Consider the following 14,094-nt stretch of genomic DNA (forward strand, 5'->3'; position numbering starts at 1 on the left):
AGATCTTCCCGACCGTTCAAGGCGTTCATGCCTCGAACCGGCAGCCTACTCATAGACTATTGCGTTGTGGTGAAAGTCACAGCACCAAGGACATGAATGTACACTTGTGCACTGAAATTTTTAATCAAGCCCCTTTTGGGGCTCGTTCGGGTGCCTAAGACTGCCGCACTTTCGCTTTTCACGCCAGTCGCAGATGGTCGAAAGGCCCACACTACGACACCCAGCGCTGCAAAATCTGCTGCAGGTCATTGCGTTTGAACGGCTTGGCCAGGTAATCGTTCATCCCCGCTGCCAGACAGGTTTCGCGATCGCCCTGCAAGGCGTTGGCGGTCAGCGCGATGATCGGCACATCGCGGCGTCCGGGCAGGTCGCGGATCTGTCGCGTGGCCTCGTAGCCGTCGATGATTGGCAGCCGGCAATCCATCAGAATCACTTCGAATTCGCCACCCTCGGCACTGCGCACTGCTTGCGCGCCATCGGTCGCCACGCTGACGGCAAAACCCAGACTGCGCAGCATCGCTTCGATCACGGTCTGGTTGACCGGGTTGTCTTCGACCAGCAACACATGGCGTCCTTCACCCTGACCACTACCGTTCGGCGCTCGCGGCGCGGCCAGCGCTGGCATTGCCTGCTTATAGAGCGCCAATGGAATTTCCAGAGTGAATACCGAACCGCGTCCTTCCTCACTCTGCGCGCGCAACGTGCCGCCCATGCGTTCGGCCAGGGTCCGTGCGATCGGCAGACCAAGCCCGGTGCCACCGTAACGACGGGAGATCGAACTGTCGGCCTGCTGGAAGGCATTGAACATCAGTTCCAGACTCTCCGAAGAAATGCCGATGCCGCTGTCGCGCACCGAGCAGGTGAACCACAGCAGTTCGTGATCCAGCGACTGCCATTGCGCCTCGATGCTGACCCGGCCCTGTTCGGTGAACTTCAAGGCATTGCCGACCAGATTGACCAGAATCTGCCGGATCCGCGTCGGATCGCCCTGCACCTGCAAGCCGCGCATGTCGTCGGGAATGCGCAGATTCAGCGCCAGGCCTCGCTGCACCGCGCTGTGCTGGAACGACTGCGCGCAGGCGCCGATCAGCTCGGCGAGATTGAACGGGATGTGCTCAAGCTCCAGCTCCGAACGTTCGATTCGCGAGAAGTCGAGAATGTCATTGATGACCTTGAGCAGATGTTCGGTCGACTCCGAAGCGAGCGCGGCGTATTCGACCTGCTCCTCGGTCATCTCGGTGGTTTCGAGCAATTGCAACATGCCCAGCACACCGTTCATGGGCGTGCGCAGTTCATGGCTCATCATCGCCAGAAAATCCGATTTGGCGTTGTTGGCCTTTTCCGCCTCTTCGCGGGTCTGGATCAACTGCGCCATCGCCTGCTGCTGCTCGCGGCTGGCCTGTTCCAGCGCCTGAGCAAGGTTATTGATGTGCTGCGACAGTGCGCCCAGTTCGGTGTCGTCGACAATCGGCAGCGGGGTTTTGTAATCGCCTTCCTGAATCGCCTTGACCGCATCGCCAATGTCGCGGATCGGCTGCGAGAGACTGCCGGCCAGACGACGGGCGACGACGAAAGTGAAGAGCAGGGCGAACAGCGCGAGAATCCCGGCCTTGAACAAAATCTCCTGCTGGCGCTGACTGAAAGCGTCATTGGACAGCCCGACGATCACTCGCCCGAGATAATCCTCGCCGGCGGCGCTGTTGCTGACCTTGCCGTCCTGGAAAAAATCATTGTGCAAGGCGATCCGCTGCAAACGCACCGGGGCCTGGAACACTTCGACCTGATGCGGGCGACTGTGGCTGTCGGCCGGTTGTTCGACATACACCAGAATCCGGTTGGCGCTGTCCTGCACTTCGAGAAAACGCACGTTGGGCGTGGCCAGTGTCGCCTTGAGCAGGCTTTCCAGCACTTCGTTGTTGCCGGAGATCACTCCGTATTCCGTGGCCGGGGCGAGTTGGTTGGCGATCAACTGGCCGGTGTGGTTCAGCTCCTGACGCAAGTCCTGGATGCGCACGAAGGTAAAGAAGCTGATCAACAGCAACGTCAGCAACAGCGCCGGCCCGAGGCTGATCAGCTGCGTGCGGGTGTTGATGTCCCAACGGCGACGAAAACTCATGGGCGGCGCTCTTCTTCGGCCAAGGCACTGGCGACAGATGCTTCATTCAGCGGTTCGATGCCTAAGGAACGAGCCACCTGCGCATTACTTGAGACTTTGAAACGAGCGGGGTAAAGCGTTCGCGGCCATGCGCTGGTGGGCTGATCGAGCAAATGGTCGAGAATCGCCAGCCAGTCGCTCTGGTCGCTGTAGGTACTGGCGAGGCTGCCAGCGCGAACGAATGCAATGTTGGGGCCGATCAGCGCAACCTGACGCGAGTAGCTGCTGAGCAGGAGGTTTTTCGCCGTTTGCGAGTTGTACAGATCGGGGTCATCGAGGCCGAGCAAGACGTCGCTGCTTTTCAGCACCGCTTGCAGCGGACGGCTGTCGTGGATGTTGTCCCAGCGCTGGCTGACAATCTCCAGGTTCAGCGGCCGCGCAGCCGCGCGCAATTCGTCAATGAGGAATTCGCCGTGCTCATCGAACAGCACGCCGACCCGCCGCGCCTGCGGCAAGATCCGCCGGATCAGTTGCAATTGCCGGCTCAACGGTGGGTCGCTCCAGAGCAGGCTCAGGCGCGCCGGTTGGGCATCGGCGAAACGCTGGCGCGCCTGCAAGCGGCTGATGCGCAACACCAGCGTCGATGGGCCTTGTGAGTCTTGCAGGCGCCAGTCGAGGCTGGGCAGATCGAGCAGGATCAAGCGCAGACTGGCCGGTAATTTGCCCGGTGCCGGCAAACTCGCCAGCGGCTGGAACCGCACGTTGTCGGTCGGGCGCAGTTCACTCAGCGCTTGTACGAAGGCCTGCACGCCGGGGCTTTCCTCGGCGCCGGTCAACAGAATATCCGCCGCTTGCACCGCGACGCCGTGCAGCCACGCGGTCATGAACAGGCAGAGCCCGGCCAGCCAGTGGCCCAGGGTGGGCGTCTTCCGTGACGGGCCGGTGCGCATCCTAGAACTCCAGCTCGGCACTGAAATACATCACCCGGCGTTCATCGTAATTATTGTCGACGAAAGTATTCGGCTGATGGTCGAGGCGCTGTTGCAGCACGCCGGCCAATTGCAGCTGAGCTTTGCCAATGGCGATGCGTTTGGCGATGCGCGTGTCGACGCGTTCGAAGCGATAGCCGTTGAGCGCGTTGTCGCCGTAATAGAAGAGGGCGCTGTTCCAGCCATGGCCCCAATTGCGCAGCCAACCGGCGGAACCGCTGTTGCGCGAGGTCAACTGCTGGTCCAGCGGATTGCTCGCCTCGGCGTCGACGAAGGCGTAGGTCAAACGCAAGCGGTCGGCGCTGCTGAGGCGCCAGTCGAGTTGCGTTTCGGTGCCACGAAAGCGCGAGCTGTTGGCGTTGCTGGCGATGTACTGGTTGTTGCGCAGCGGCTCGCTGATCATCCCGGTGATTTCGTCGTAGAACAGCTTCACGTCCACGGCCAGCCCCAGTTCGGCGAAGTAGCCGTTGTAGCCCAATTCCCGCGAGCGCATGTGTTCCTGATCGAGATCACCGGGGCCACGGGTCTTGACGAAATAGCGCGCCGACGACTGGCCGTAGGCCGAGGGTCGCAGGTTGCTGACCTGATAGCTCCAATTGACGTTGTTCTCGAACATGTCCGGCGAACGGATCGCCTCCGAGTACACCGCGCGCAGGCCATGACGCGGGTTGATCAGGTAGTTGACCGCGAAGCGCGGGGTCAGCGAACTGCCGATCAGTTGCGTGTCTTCGAACATCGCTCCGCCCTGCACCAGCCAGTGCTCGGTGGCGCGCCATTCCAGTTGGCCGAAAGCGCGCCAGGTGGTGTCGTCGAGGGTGCCGTTGAAATAGGTCTCGGAATCGGCGCGGTCGTAGCGGTAGTTGAGGCCGCTGACCAGTCGCAGGCTGTCGGAGAGGCTGAGGGTGTCCTGCAGTTCGAGGTCGTAGCGCGATTCGCGGGCGCTCTGGTCGATATCGCCGCACAAGGTCTGGCTGGCGCCGTTGCGCCATTGCTCGAGCACTTGATTGGCCAGCGCCATTTCCTGCGGCGTGCCGGGTGCCGCGCCGGGGCCGGTGAACTGGTTGATGTTGCGCGCCAGCCGTTCGGTGTAATTCGGGTTGAGCTGCCACAGCTGCGTCAGCTCGGGGCTGAACGACACCTCGGCATCGCAGGCGCGCCAGACTTGCTGGCGATCCCAGTGCTGCGCCGAACCTTGCACATAAAGGCTGTGTTCGGGATTGATATCGAGGTTCCAGCGCACCGAACCGGCGTAATCCTTGGCCACCACGTCGGAGTTGTTCCCGGCGTCGGTAATCCCCGAGAACACCGGGCGGTAGGTATAAGGCCGCTGATTGCTACCGTCCTTGGCGTTGAGCTGCCAGTCGAGGCTTTGCCCTTCATTGAGGTCGTGGCTGACCGCCAGGCTCAGACGATTCAAGCGTCGACTGTCGCGATAATCGGCGCCGTTGCGGTCGCTGTCGAAACCGTCGTCTTCCTGGCCGGACAGCGACAGGCGCAGATCACCGCCGTCCCAACCGGTGCCCTGACTGGCATAAAAGTCGTTGATGCCACGCTGGCCGCGCGTGATCTTCAAACGCGTGCCATGGCTGTCGGCCGGGTGGCGGGTGATGATGTTGATCACCGCCATCAGCGCGTTGGCCCCGTAGCTGACCGTGTTCGGGCCGCGAAACACCTCGATCCGGTCAATGTCTTCCATCGCTACCGGGATATCGCTCCAGTCCACCGTCGCCAGGCCGGCGCGGTACACCGAACGGCCATCGATCAACACCTGCATGCGCCGCGCTTCGCTGGCGTTGGTGCCGTGGTAGTTCACCGCCGGCTGATTGCCGTTGATGCTGCCAACCATCATTCCCGGCACCAGCCGCAGCAGCTCGCTGATGTCGCGGGCACCGCTGGCGCTGATCAGTTCGCTGTCGAGAACGGTCATGCTCCCGGGCACTTCCGCTGGCGTCTGCTTCAGCCGCGTGGCGGTAAGCACCTGCGGCAGCGTCTGGCTGTCGACGAACAGATCGTCCGCCAGCACCAGCGGGCTGAACAGCAGCGCCAGGAGCAGCGGCGAGCGCGGGAGAGGAGGGCCAGAAAACACGACACAGCCTGCAGAGAGAAGAATTGGCGCGCATGTTAACCGAGGGCGGCGACTTTTCCAGTGACGTTGCAGGCATTTTCCTAGGTTTTATTGGTCTTCTTCCTACAAATGTCGGTAATTGTTGCTGGGGCTGGCCGCCATCGGGTCGCCCCGTATAATGCCCGGCATCGCCACTGGTATGGATTAACGGATTGCATATGACTGAACAGCGCCCGATTGCGGTCCTGGGAGGCGGAAGTTTTGGTACCGCCGTGGCCAATCTGCTGGCCGAGAACGGCCATCAAGTCCTTCAGTGGATGCGTGACCCCGAGCAGGCCGAGGCCATCCGGGTCAACCGCGAAAACCCGCGTTACCTCAAAGGCATCAAGATTCTGCCGGGCGTGACCGCCGTCACCGACCTGCAAGCCACCCTCGACGCCTGCGATCTGTGCTTCGTCGCGCTGCCGTCCAGCGCCTTGCGCACGGTACTCGCCGCCCACGCCGAGCGTTTGAGCGGCAAGATGCTGGTCAGCCTGACCAAAGGCATCGAAGCGCAGACCTTCAAGCTGATGAGCCAGATTCTCGAAGAGATCGCCCCGCAGGCGCGTATCGGCGTGTTGTCCGGGCCGAACCTGGCGCGGGAAATCGCCGAGCACGCACTGACCGCCACGGTGGTCGCCAGTGAAGACGAAGAACTGTGCAAAGCGGTGCAAGCCGCCCTGCACGGGCGCACCTTCCGCGTCTACGCCAGCGCCGACCGTTTCGGTGTCGAGCTGGGCGGGGCGTTGAAGAACGTCTACGCGATCATCGCCGGCATGGCGGTGGCGCTGGAGATGGGCGAAAACACCAAGAGCATGCTGATCACTCGCGCCTTGGCCGAGATGACCCGCTTTGCGGTGAATCAGGGCGCCAACCCGATGACCTTCCTTGGTCTGGCCGGGGTCGGCGATCTGATCGTCACCTGTTCGTCACCCAAGAGCCGCAACTACCAGGTCGGCTTCGCCCTCGGTCAAGGCTTGAGCCTCGACGAAGCGGTGTCGCGTCTTGGCGAGGTCGCCGAAGGGGTCAACACCCTCAAGGTGCTCAAGGCCAAGTCCCAGGAAGTCGGCGTGTACATGCCGCTGGTCGCCGGGCTGCACGCGATCCTGTTCGAAGGACGCACGCTGGAGCAGGTGATCGGTCTACTGATGCGTGCCGAGCCGAAAACCGACGTCGACTTTATTTCCACCAGCGGTTTCAACTGATTCCGCTGTTACACGGACAGGAAGCAAGCCATGAACGATCCGAAAAGCGAAACCCAGTACGAATCCATCCTCCTGCGGGTGTTGTGGATGATCGTTTATCTGCTGGTCTGGCAAGTCGCGCAATTCATCCTCGGCGCGGTGGTATTGGTGCAACTGATCTACCGCCTGATCTACGGCGCACCGAGCGCCAGCCTGATGAATTTCGGCGACAGCCTCAGCCAGTTCCTCGCGCAGATCGGCCGCTTCGGCACGTTCCACAGTGACCAGAAGCCTTGGCCGTTCGCCGACTGGCCAGCGCCGCGCACCCCGGAAGGGGAAGCGCCGCACACCGTCGCCCCGGCCGCGCATCCGGTGCGCGATGAGGAGCCCAAGCTATGAAACTGTGGGTACTGCGTCACGGTGAGGCGGTGCCTCACGGTTCGAAAATCGATTCCGAGCGCGAGCTGACCGAGCATGGTCGTAACGAAGTCCTGCGCAGCGCGGCGTATCTGATGGGCCAGCCGCTGACGGCGATTTATGCCAGCCCTTATCTGCGCGCGCAGCAGACCGCGCAAATCGTGCGCGAGGCGCTGGGTTTCGAGCCGGAGATCCGTACGGTCGAGTGGCTGACGCCGGAGAGCGATCCGGACAAGGTCGCCGAGCAATTGGTCGCGGTGAGCAATGTGCTGCTGGTCAGCCACAACCCGCTGGTGGGCAATCTGCTCAGCTATCTGCAACACGGCGCCGGGCATCCGTCGGAGAAGGTCAGTACAGCGGGGCTGGCGGAGCTTGAGCACAGCGAGCTGCTGATTGGCTCGATGAAGCTCAATAGCCTCAAGCACCCTTAAAAGCAAAGATCGTCCGATCGCGGCCCGAGCCTTCGGCAGCTCCTTGGAATGCATTCCTCTGTAGGAGCTGCCGAAGGCTGCGATCTTTTGATCTTGTTTCTTTTGGTAAAAAATTCAACCAAGCACTTGCTTGGTTGACTACGCTTGCTCCAGACCAAAAAAACAGGAGCGAGTCGCATGTCTGCCGCCTTCCGTTTGCCGCTGGACGTGTTCTACGAACGGGAAGCCCGGCACCCGCGCCAGCGCTTTCTGGTGCAGCCCATCGGCGGTGGTCAGGTGGAGACGCTGACGTGGGCCGATGTCGGCCATCAGGCCCGCTGCGCCGCGCACTGGTTGCGCGCGCGGGAGCTGCCGCCCGGCAGCCACATTGCGCTGATCTCGAAAAACTGCGCGCACTGGATCATCGCCGACCTGGCGATCTGGATGGCCGGACATGTGTCGGTGCCGCTGTACCCCAATCTCACCGCTGAATCCGTTGCGCAAGTGCTGACTCACTCGGAAAGTGCGCTGGCGTTTATCGGCAAACTGGATGACTGGGCAGGCATGTCGCAGGGCGTGCCGGCGGGCCTGCCGACCATCAGCCTGCCACTGCATCCGCCAGGCGAGTTCGATTACAGCTGGGCGGACCTGCAGAGCTGTTCGCCAATCCAGGACGATCCACGTCCCGCCGCCGAGCAATTGGCGACAATCATCTACACCTCCGGTACTACCGGCCTGCCCAAAGGCGTGATGCACAGTTTCGCCAATCTTGGTTTCGCCACCAGTCGCGGCACGCAGCTGTTCGGGCTCAACGAGAACGATCGGCTGCTGTCGTATTTGCCGCTGTGCCACGTTGCCGAGCGCATGTTTGTCGAGCTGGCCTCGATCTATACCGGCCAGACCGTGTTCTTCGCCGAAAGCCTCGAGACTTTCATCACCGATCTGCAACGCGCGCGGCCGACGGCAATGTTTGGCGTGCCGCGTATCTGGACCAAGTTCCAGATGGGCGTATACAGCAAGATCCCGGCGCAGCGTCTGGACTTCCTCCTTGGGCTGCCCTTCATCGGCAAGCGGGTCGGGCACAAAGTGCTGGCCGGGCTCGGCCTGGATGCCTTGCGCGTGGCGTTGTCGGGCGCCGCGCCGGTGCCGCAGACCTTGCTCGCCTGGTATCAGAAACTTGGCCTCGATGTGCTGGAGGTCTACGGCATGACCGAGGGCTGCGGTTATTCGCATATCTGCCTGCCGGGGCGATACAAGCAAGGCTGGATTGGCCAGCCGTGCCCTGAAGTCGAGGTGCGCATCGATGAGTCCGGCGAAGTGCAGGTGCGCAGCCAGGCCAACATGCTCGGCTATTTCAAGGAACCGCAGAAAACTGCCGAGACGCTCACCGCAGACGGTTTTCTGCGCACCGGCGACAAGGGTGAGCAGGACAGCGAAGGGCGCCTGCGCCTGACCGGGCGACTCAAGGAAATCTTCAAGACCAGCAAGGGCAAATACGTCGCGCCGGCGCCGATCGAAAACCGCCTGGCGGTGCATTCACGCATCGAACAAGTGTGCGTGGTCGGCGATGGCCTGAGTGCACCGCTGGGGTTGTGCGTGCTGTCCACCGTCAATCAGCAAGAGCCTCGTGCCAGTCTGCACGCGAGCCTGGAAAAGCTGCTGGAGGAGGTCAACGCCGCCCTCGACAAGCACGAACGCCTGCACCGGCTGGTGGTGGTCAAGGACAACTGGGCGGTAGACAACGGCTTCCTCACGCCGACCCTGAAAATCAAACGCAACGTCATCGAGGATCGCTACGGGCCGCGCTTCGAAGAATGGAGCGCGCGCAGCGAGGCGGTGCTGTGGCAGGATTGAGCATCGATTACAACAACAAAGGAAGTCTGCGATGAGCTTGTGGCGTACTACTCCCGACATCGAACAGCTGAATGCGATCCAGAAGAACACCATTGGCGAAGTGCTGGATATTCGCTTCGAAGCCTTCGACGAACAGTCGCTGACCGCGAGCATGGTCATCGACCATCGCACCCACCAGCCTTACGGCCTGCTGCATGGCGGCGCATCGGTGGTGCTGGCGGAAACCGTGGGTTCGATGGCCAGTTATCTGTGCATCGATGCCAGTAAATTCTATTGCGTCGGCCTGGAGATCAACGCCAATCACTTGCGCGGTTTGCGCAGTGGGCGGGTGACGGCGGTGGCCACGCCGATTCATATCGGGCGCACCACGCATGTCTGGGACATCCGTTTGACCAGCGACGAAGGCAAGGCCAGTTGCGTATCGCGCCTGACCATGGCGGTGGTGCCGCTGGGGGAACAGCCGCCGCTGCGCTGACAGGTTGTAGATCAAAAGATCGCAGCCTTCGGTGTTGTGGTCTTTTGCTTGCGAAGCGTCTCCACCACCATTTCTGGCAGTTATGGTCATTGCTGTGGCGCCGGCTCTTGCGGACAATCAACGCCACGATTCCCGCTCATGGATTTGCCCGCATGTCGCAACCGATCTTTTTCGCCCACGCCAACGGCTTCCCTTCGGGGACCTATGGCAAGTTGTTCGCGGCGCTGGCGCCGGAGTATCGGGTCGTGCATCTGGAGCAGCACGCCCATGACCCGCGTTTTCCGGCAGACGACAACTGGTACAACCTGGTCGATGAACTGATCCATCACCTCGAGCAGCAGGAGCAGCCGGTATGGGGCGTCGGCCACTCCTTTGGCGGTCTGCTGCACTTGCACGCGGCGTTGCGCTGTCCCGAGCTGTATCGCGGCGTGGTGATGCTCGACTCACCGGTGCTGACCCGCACCGATCAGTGGGTGATTCGCGCGGCCAAGCGCTTTGGTTTCATCGACCGGCTGACTCCCGCCGGGCGCACCCTCGGACGCCGTGAAGAATTCGCCGATCTCGACAGTGCACGCAATTACTTTTCCGGCAAAACCCTGTTTCGCGGCTTCGATCCGGAATGCTTCGATGCCTACCTGCAACACGGTTTGCATCAGGTCGACGACAAGCTGCGTCTGCGTTTCGACCCGGCCACGGAAATCAGCATTTATCGCGGCGTGCCGCACACCAGTCCGGGGCGCACCCGCCAGTTGCAGGTGCCGCTGGCCATCGTGCGCGGGCACAAGAGCCGCGTGGTCATGCGCCATCACACACGTTTCGTCTCGCGCCTGCCCCAGGGCGAGGCGTTGAGCATGCCCGGCGGGCACATGTTCCCGCTGGAGCGCCCGCAGGACACGGCTCGGCTGCTCAAGAATCTGTTCATGCGCTGGGAACAGCGGCAGAACAAGGATTGCGCATGAGCGCGACCTGCGAAGAAGTGCGCCTGAACCTGCCGCACATCGAATTGGCCGCGCATATGTTCGGCCCCGAGGACGGCCTGCCGGTGATCGCGTTGCACGGCTGGCTCGACAACGCCAACAGCTTCGCCCGGCTGGCGCCGAAGCTCCACGGTTTGCGTATCGTCGCGCTGGACATGGCCGGCCACGGTCATTCCGCTCATCGGCCAAGCGGCGCCGGTTATGCCCTGTGGGACTACGCCCATGATGTGCTGCAAGTCGCCGAGCAGTTGGGCTGGAAGCGTTTCGGCCTGCTCGGGCATTCGATGGGCGCGATTGTCTCGATGGTGCTGGCCGGTTCGCTGCCTGAACGCATCAGCCATCTGGCGCTCATCGATGGCGTGATTCCTCCGACAGACAAAGGCGAAAACGCCGCCGAGCGCATGGGCATGGCCCTACAGGCGCAACTTGATCTGCGCGAAAAGCGCAAACCGGTCTATACCACCCTTGAGCGTGCCATCGAGGCGCGGATGAAAGGCCTGGTGGCAGTCAGTCGCGAGGCCGCCGAACTGTTGGCCCAGCGCGGTTTGATGCCGGTGCCCGGCGGTTACACCTGGCGCACCGACAATCGCCTGACCCTGCCATCGCCGCTGCGCCTGACGGAAGAACAGGCAATGGCGTTTGCCTCGCGCGTCAGTTGCCCGGCGCATCTGGTAGTCGCGGCGGATGGCATGCTGGCCAGGCATCCTGAGTTGCTGCAGCGTCTACCCTTCGGTCACGAACAGTTGCCGGGCGGGCATCATCTGCACCTGAATGACGAGGCTGGCGCAGGTCTTGTAGCAGAATGTTTCAATCGCTTCTTCGCCATGCCTTGACTTGCTACCGGCAACTGCCGAGGCTGGGCGGGTTGAAACAGGAGACAAACTTGATGGATTTCTATACCGCTGCGACCCCGACCCGCCCAGCCATGACCGTCCGGTGAGCCTGACTATGCGGCCACTCAGTCTTTTCGCGCTGTGCTGCTTCAGCTCCTTGTCCTTCGCTGCCGATGTGCCGGGCAGCCAGGATCTGCAAATCGTGCCGCGTCTGGCCGACGCACAGATCGTCGACTATCGCCCGGCGGCCGAGCTGGAGCGCATCTACCCGCTGGGTTCGATCCGCAAGATCAGCGGCCAGTTGCGCTTCGACGGCCAGGTCACCGCCCGCGGCCAGACCACCTCGGTAACCTACGAGTTGCCGCCGGAACATTCCGCCACCGAAGCCTTTACCGCCGCCCGCGAAGCCCTGCAACAGCAGGACGCCGAGTTGCTGTTCTGGTGCCAGGCCCGCGATTGCGGCGAAAGCAGCCTGTGGGCCAACGAAGTGTTCGGCAACGCCAAGCTGTATGGCGCTGACGAGCAACAGGCTTATCTGTTGCTCCGGCTGGCGGCGCCAAAGGACAACACGCTGGTGGCGCTTTACAGCATCACTCGCGGCAATCGCAAAGCCTATCTGCATGTCGAACAGTTCGAGGCGACTGCGCCGTTGGGCGAACTGCTGCCGACCTCGGCGACCCTGCTGCGCCAGTTGAAAAGCACCGGCGAGCTGGATTTCCCGAAACTCGCTGATGAGCCGGATGCCACCTGGCTGCGCCTGATTTCCCGTGGCCTGAATCTCGACACGACCTTGCGGGTCACGGTTTCCGGGCCCAAGGCCGAAGCCTGGCGCCAGGCGTTGATCACTCAGGGCGTACGGGCGGCGCGTCTGGAGACCGGCAATCTCGAAGGCTCTGGCCTGCGCATCGACCTGTTGCGATAAGCTGTGCCGGGCGAGCATGCACGCAGTGTTCGCCTACTCTTTCGCTGACTGACTTTGCCGAGACTTCCCATGCTCAATAACGATCGCCTGCTGGTGCAGATTCTGCTGCTGGTGTTATTCGGTGCCAGCCTGTGGGTGATGGCGCCGTTTTGGTCGGCGCTGTTCTGGGGCGCGGTGCTGGCGTTCGCCAGTTGGCCGCTGATGCGTTTGTTGACCCGCGCGCTCAATGGCCGCGAATCGCTGGCCGCGTTGATCCTGACACTGGGCTGGATGTTGCTGGTGGCGGCGCCGCTGGTGTGGCTGGGCTTCAATCTTGCCGATCATGTGCGCGATGCCACGGCATTCATCAAGGATGTGCAGGTCGACGGCTTGCCGGAAGCGCCCACCTGGCTTGGCAGCGTGCCTTTGGTTGGTGAGCGACTGGTGGCGATGTGGGACAGCATCGATCAGCAGGGCGCGGCGTTGATGGTCTCGATCAAGCCGTATCTGGGCCAGGTCGGTAACTGGCTGCTGGCGCGCAGTGCGCAGATCGGCGGCGGGATTCTCGAGCTGACGCTGAGCCTGGTGTTCGTGTTCTTTTTCTACCGTGACGGGCCACGACTGGCGGCGTTTGTGCACAGTCTGCTGCAGCGCTTGATTGGCGATCGTGCCGGTTATTACATCGAATTGGTGGCGGGCACGGTGCAGCGGGTGGTCAACGGCGTGATTGGTACGGCGGCGGCGCAGGCGGTGCTGGCGTTGATCGGCTTTTTGATTGCCGGGGTGCCGGGGGCGCTGGTGCTGGGGATCGTCACGTTTATGCTGAGTCTGATTCCGATGGGGCCACCGCTGGTGTGGGTGCCGGCTACGGCTTGGCTGGTGTGGAAGGGGGAGTACGGGATGGCGATCTTTCTCGGGATCTGGGGGACGTTCATCATCAGTGGCGTGGACAATGTGCTCAAGCCGTATCTGATCAGCCGTGGTGGCAATCTGCCGTTGGTGATTGTGTTGCTCGGGGTGTTTGGCGGGTTGATTGCCTTTGGCTTTATCGGGTTGTTTATTGGGCCTACTTTGTTGGCGGTGGCTTACAGTTTGTTGACGGATTGGAGTAAGAGTCAGGCTCGGGTCTAGGGGGGGCTTGGCGGCCTTTGGGCCGACCATGCTCTTGGGGTTTTGGGTGTATATCCGTTTCTGCGGGTGTTGCGGCTGGCGGTTCCGCTCTTACAGCGGGTCACTTTTGCAGACGCCCAAAAGTAACCAAAACGCTTTGCTCCTGCGTTCGGCCCTCGCAGGCTCGGGTTCCTTCGCTGCGGGATCGATCCGGGCGCAGCGGCTACGGTTTGCTTCGCTGCACCTCCTTCCGCTGTGTCTGGCTGCGCCAGACGGTCGCTGCGCTCCCACGCCCGGATCAATCCCTCCGCTCAGCCTTCCGACGTCGCCCGTAGATCAAAAGCACTCGAGCTTGCGCTCATTGTTGAGTGGGGCGGCTTCGCCGCGGGCAGCTGCGCTGCTTTGCTTTTGCTTTTGCTTTTGATTTTGATTTTGATTTTGTGGGAGCGAGCCTGCTCGCGAATGCGGCCTGGCAGCCACCCATATCTCTCTGAAACCACTCGATCCCTGTGGGAGCTGGCTTGCCAGCGATAGCGCCCCCACATCCAACCAATATCTACCGAATACACTCAGTTTCATTGTGGGAGCGAGCTTGCTCGCGAAGGCGGCCTGACAGCCAACCCATCTCTCTCTGAAACCACACGATCCCTGTGGGAGCTGGCTTGCCAGCGATAGCGCCCCCACATCCAACCAATATCTACCGAATACACTCAGTTTCATTGTGGGAGCGAGCTTGCTCGCGAAG

General features: G+C 61.9%; 13 protein-coding genes. 9 read left to right on the top strand and 4 right to left on the bottom strand.

Translation table 11 applies throughout. The features are described 5' to 3' along the window. Positions 1-211: 211 nt before the first annotated feature. Genes D8U60_RS22760 through D8U60_RS22770 form a run of 3 tightly spaced genes read right to left on the bottom strand, consistent with a single transcriptional unit; the run spans position 212 to position 5,170 of the window. Entirely contained in the window at positions 212-2,116 is a 1,905-nt protein-coding gene (locus D8U60_RS22760) for an ATP-binding protein (protein ID WP_110646680.1), read from the bottom strand. Continuing rightward, positions 2,113-3,045, bottom strand: a complete 933-nt coding sequence (locus D8U60_RS22765) for an ABC transporter substrate-binding protein (RefSeq protein ID WP_130900997.1) — start codon at positions 3,043-3,045, stop codon at positions 2,113-2,115. Before D8U60_RS22765 ends, D8U60_RS22760 begins: the two co-directional genes overlap by 4 nt. A gap of 1 nt (position 3,046) precedes the next feature. After that, entirely contained in the window at positions 3,047-5,170 is a 2,124-nt protein-coding gene (locus D8U60_RS22770; protein ID WP_130900998.1) for a TonB-dependent receptor, read from the bottom strand. A gap of 197 nt (positions 5,171-5,367) precedes the next feature. Between D8U60_RS22770 and D8U60_RS22775 the strand changes: the two genes are divergently transcribed. The 9 genes from D8U60_RS22775 (at position 5,368) to D8U60_RS22815 (ending at position 13,370) form a co-directional block, all read left to right on the top strand. Then, positions 5,368-6,393: an NAD(P)H-dependent glycerol-3-phosphate dehydrogenase gene (locus D8U60_RS22775; RefSeq protein WP_024013958.1), complete on the top strand. Its 1,026-nt coding sequence runs from the start codon at positions 5,368-5,370 to the stop codon at positions 6,391-6,393. 30 nt (positions 6,394-6,423) lie between these two features. Beyond that, positions 6,424-6,771 carry a DUF4389 domain-containing protein gene (locus D8U60_RS22780; RefSeq protein WP_016773653.1) on the top strand — a complete coding sequence of 116 codons (348 nt, stop codon included), beginning with the start codon at positions 6,424-6,426 and terminating at the stop codon, positions 6,769-6,771. Further along, positions 6,768-7,220 (top strand): phosphohistidine phosphatase SixA, encoded by a 453-nt coding sequence (gene sixA, locus D8U60_RS22785; protein WP_130900999.1) that lies wholly within the window; start codon positions 6,768-6,770, stop codon positions 7,218-7,220. Before D8U60_RS22780 ends, sixA begins: the two co-directional genes overlap by 4 nt. A 177-nt stretch (positions 7,221-7,397) precedes the next feature. After that, positions 7,398-9,053, top strand: a complete 1,656-nt coding sequence (locus tag D8U60_RS22790) for an AMP-binding protein (RefSeq protein ID WP_130901000.1) — start codon at positions 7,398-7,400, stop codon at positions 9,051-9,053. Between the two features lie 31 nt (positions 9,054-9,084). Next, on the top strand, positions 9,085-9,528 hold the full coding sequence (locus D8U60_RS22795) for a hotdog fold thioesterase (protein WP_016773655.1): 444 nt from the start codon (positions 9,085-9,087) through the stop codon (positions 9,526-9,528). Positions 9,529-9,680: 152 nt separating this feature from the next. Next, positions 9,681-10,487, top strand: a complete 807-nt coding sequence (locus D8U60_RS22800) for an alpha/beta hydrolase (protein WP_110602343.1) — start codon at positions 9,681-9,683, stop codon at positions 10,485-10,487. Then, positions 10,484-11,338, top strand: coding sequence for an alpha/beta hydrolase (locus D8U60_RS22805; protein WP_130901001.1), 855 nt, complete (start codon positions 10,484-10,486; stop codon positions 11,336-11,338). Before D8U60_RS22800 ends, D8U60_RS22805 begins: the two co-directional genes overlap by 4 nt. A gap of 115 nt (positions 11,339-11,453) precedes the next feature. Continuing rightward, positions 11,454-12,260: a DUF4892 domain-containing protein gene (locus tag D8U60_RS22810; protein WP_071173245.1), complete on the top strand. Its 807-nt coding sequence runs from the start codon at positions 11,454-11,456 to the stop codon at positions 12,258-12,260. Positions 12,261-12,329: 69 nt separating this feature from the next. Beyond that, the gene (locus D8U60_RS22815) at positions 12,330-13,370 is read left to right on the top strand and encodes an AI-2E family transporter (protein ID WP_071173244.1); all 1,041 of its coding nucleotides are present in this window, start codon (positions 12,330-12,332) and stop codon (positions 13,368-13,370) included. A 315-nt stretch (positions 13,371-13,685) separates the two neighbouring features. Here the strand turns inward: D8U60_RS22815 and D8U60_RS27790 are convergent. Further along, a partial coding sequence (locus D8U60_RS27790; RefSeq protein ID WP_206663316.1) for a hypothetical protein occupies positions 13,686-14,094 on the bottom strand: 409 nt, incomplete at its 5' end.

Origin of the sequence: Pseudomonas sp. Sample_11 (assembly GCF_004307505.1) — a bacterium.
Lineage (GTDB): Bacteria > Pseudomonadota > Gammaproteobacteria > Pseudomonadales > Pseudomonadaceae > Aquipseudomonas > Aquipseudomonas atacamensis.

Excerpts from the sequence above, each read along its gene's own strand:
- D8U60_RS22760 (WP_110646680.1), bottom strand. The coding sequence starts at position 2,116 with ATGAGTTTTCGTCGCCGTTGGGACATCAACACCCGCACGCAGCTGATC.
- D8U60_RS22765 (WP_130900997.1), bottom strand. The coding sequence starts at position 3,045 with ATGCGCACCGGCCCGTCACGGAAGACGCCCACCCTGGGCCACTGGCTG.
- D8U60_RS22775 (WP_024013958.1), top strand. The coding sequence starts at position 5,368 with ATGACTGAACAGCGCCCGATTGCGGTCCTGGGAGGCGGAAGTTTTGGT.
- D8U60_RS22780 (WP_016773653.1), top strand. The coding sequence starts at position 6,424 with ATGAACGATCCGAAAAGCGAAACCCAGTACGAATCCATCCTCCTGCGG.
- sixA (WP_130900999.1), top strand. The coding sequence starts at position 6,768 with ATGAAACTGTGGGTACTGCGTCACGGTGAGGCGGTGCCTCACGGTTCG.
- D8U60_RS22790 (WP_130901000.1), top strand. The coding sequence starts at position 7,398 with ATGTCTGCCGCCTTCCGTTTGCCGCTGGACGTGTTCTACGAACGGGAA.
- D8U60_RS22795 (WP_016773655.1), top strand. The coding sequence starts at position 9,085 with ATGAGCTTGTGGCGTACTACTCCCGACATCGAACAGCTGAATGCGATC.
- D8U60_RS22800 (WP_110602343.1), top strand. The coding sequence starts at position 9,681 with ATGTCGCAACCGATCTTTTTCGCCCACGCCAACGGCTTCCCTTCGGGG.
- D8U60_RS22805 (WP_130901001.1), top strand. The coding sequence starts at position 10,484 with ATGAGCGCGACCTGCGAAGAAGTGCGCCTGAACCTGCCGCACATCGAA.
- D8U60_RS22810 (WP_071173245.1), top strand. The coding sequence starts at position 11,454 with ATGCGGCCACTCAGTCTTTTCGCGCTGTGCTGCTTCAGCTCCTTGTCC.
- D8U60_RS22815 (WP_071173244.1), top strand. The coding sequence starts at position 12,330 with ATGCTCAATAACGATCGCCTGCTGGTGCAGATTCTGCTGCTGGTGTTA.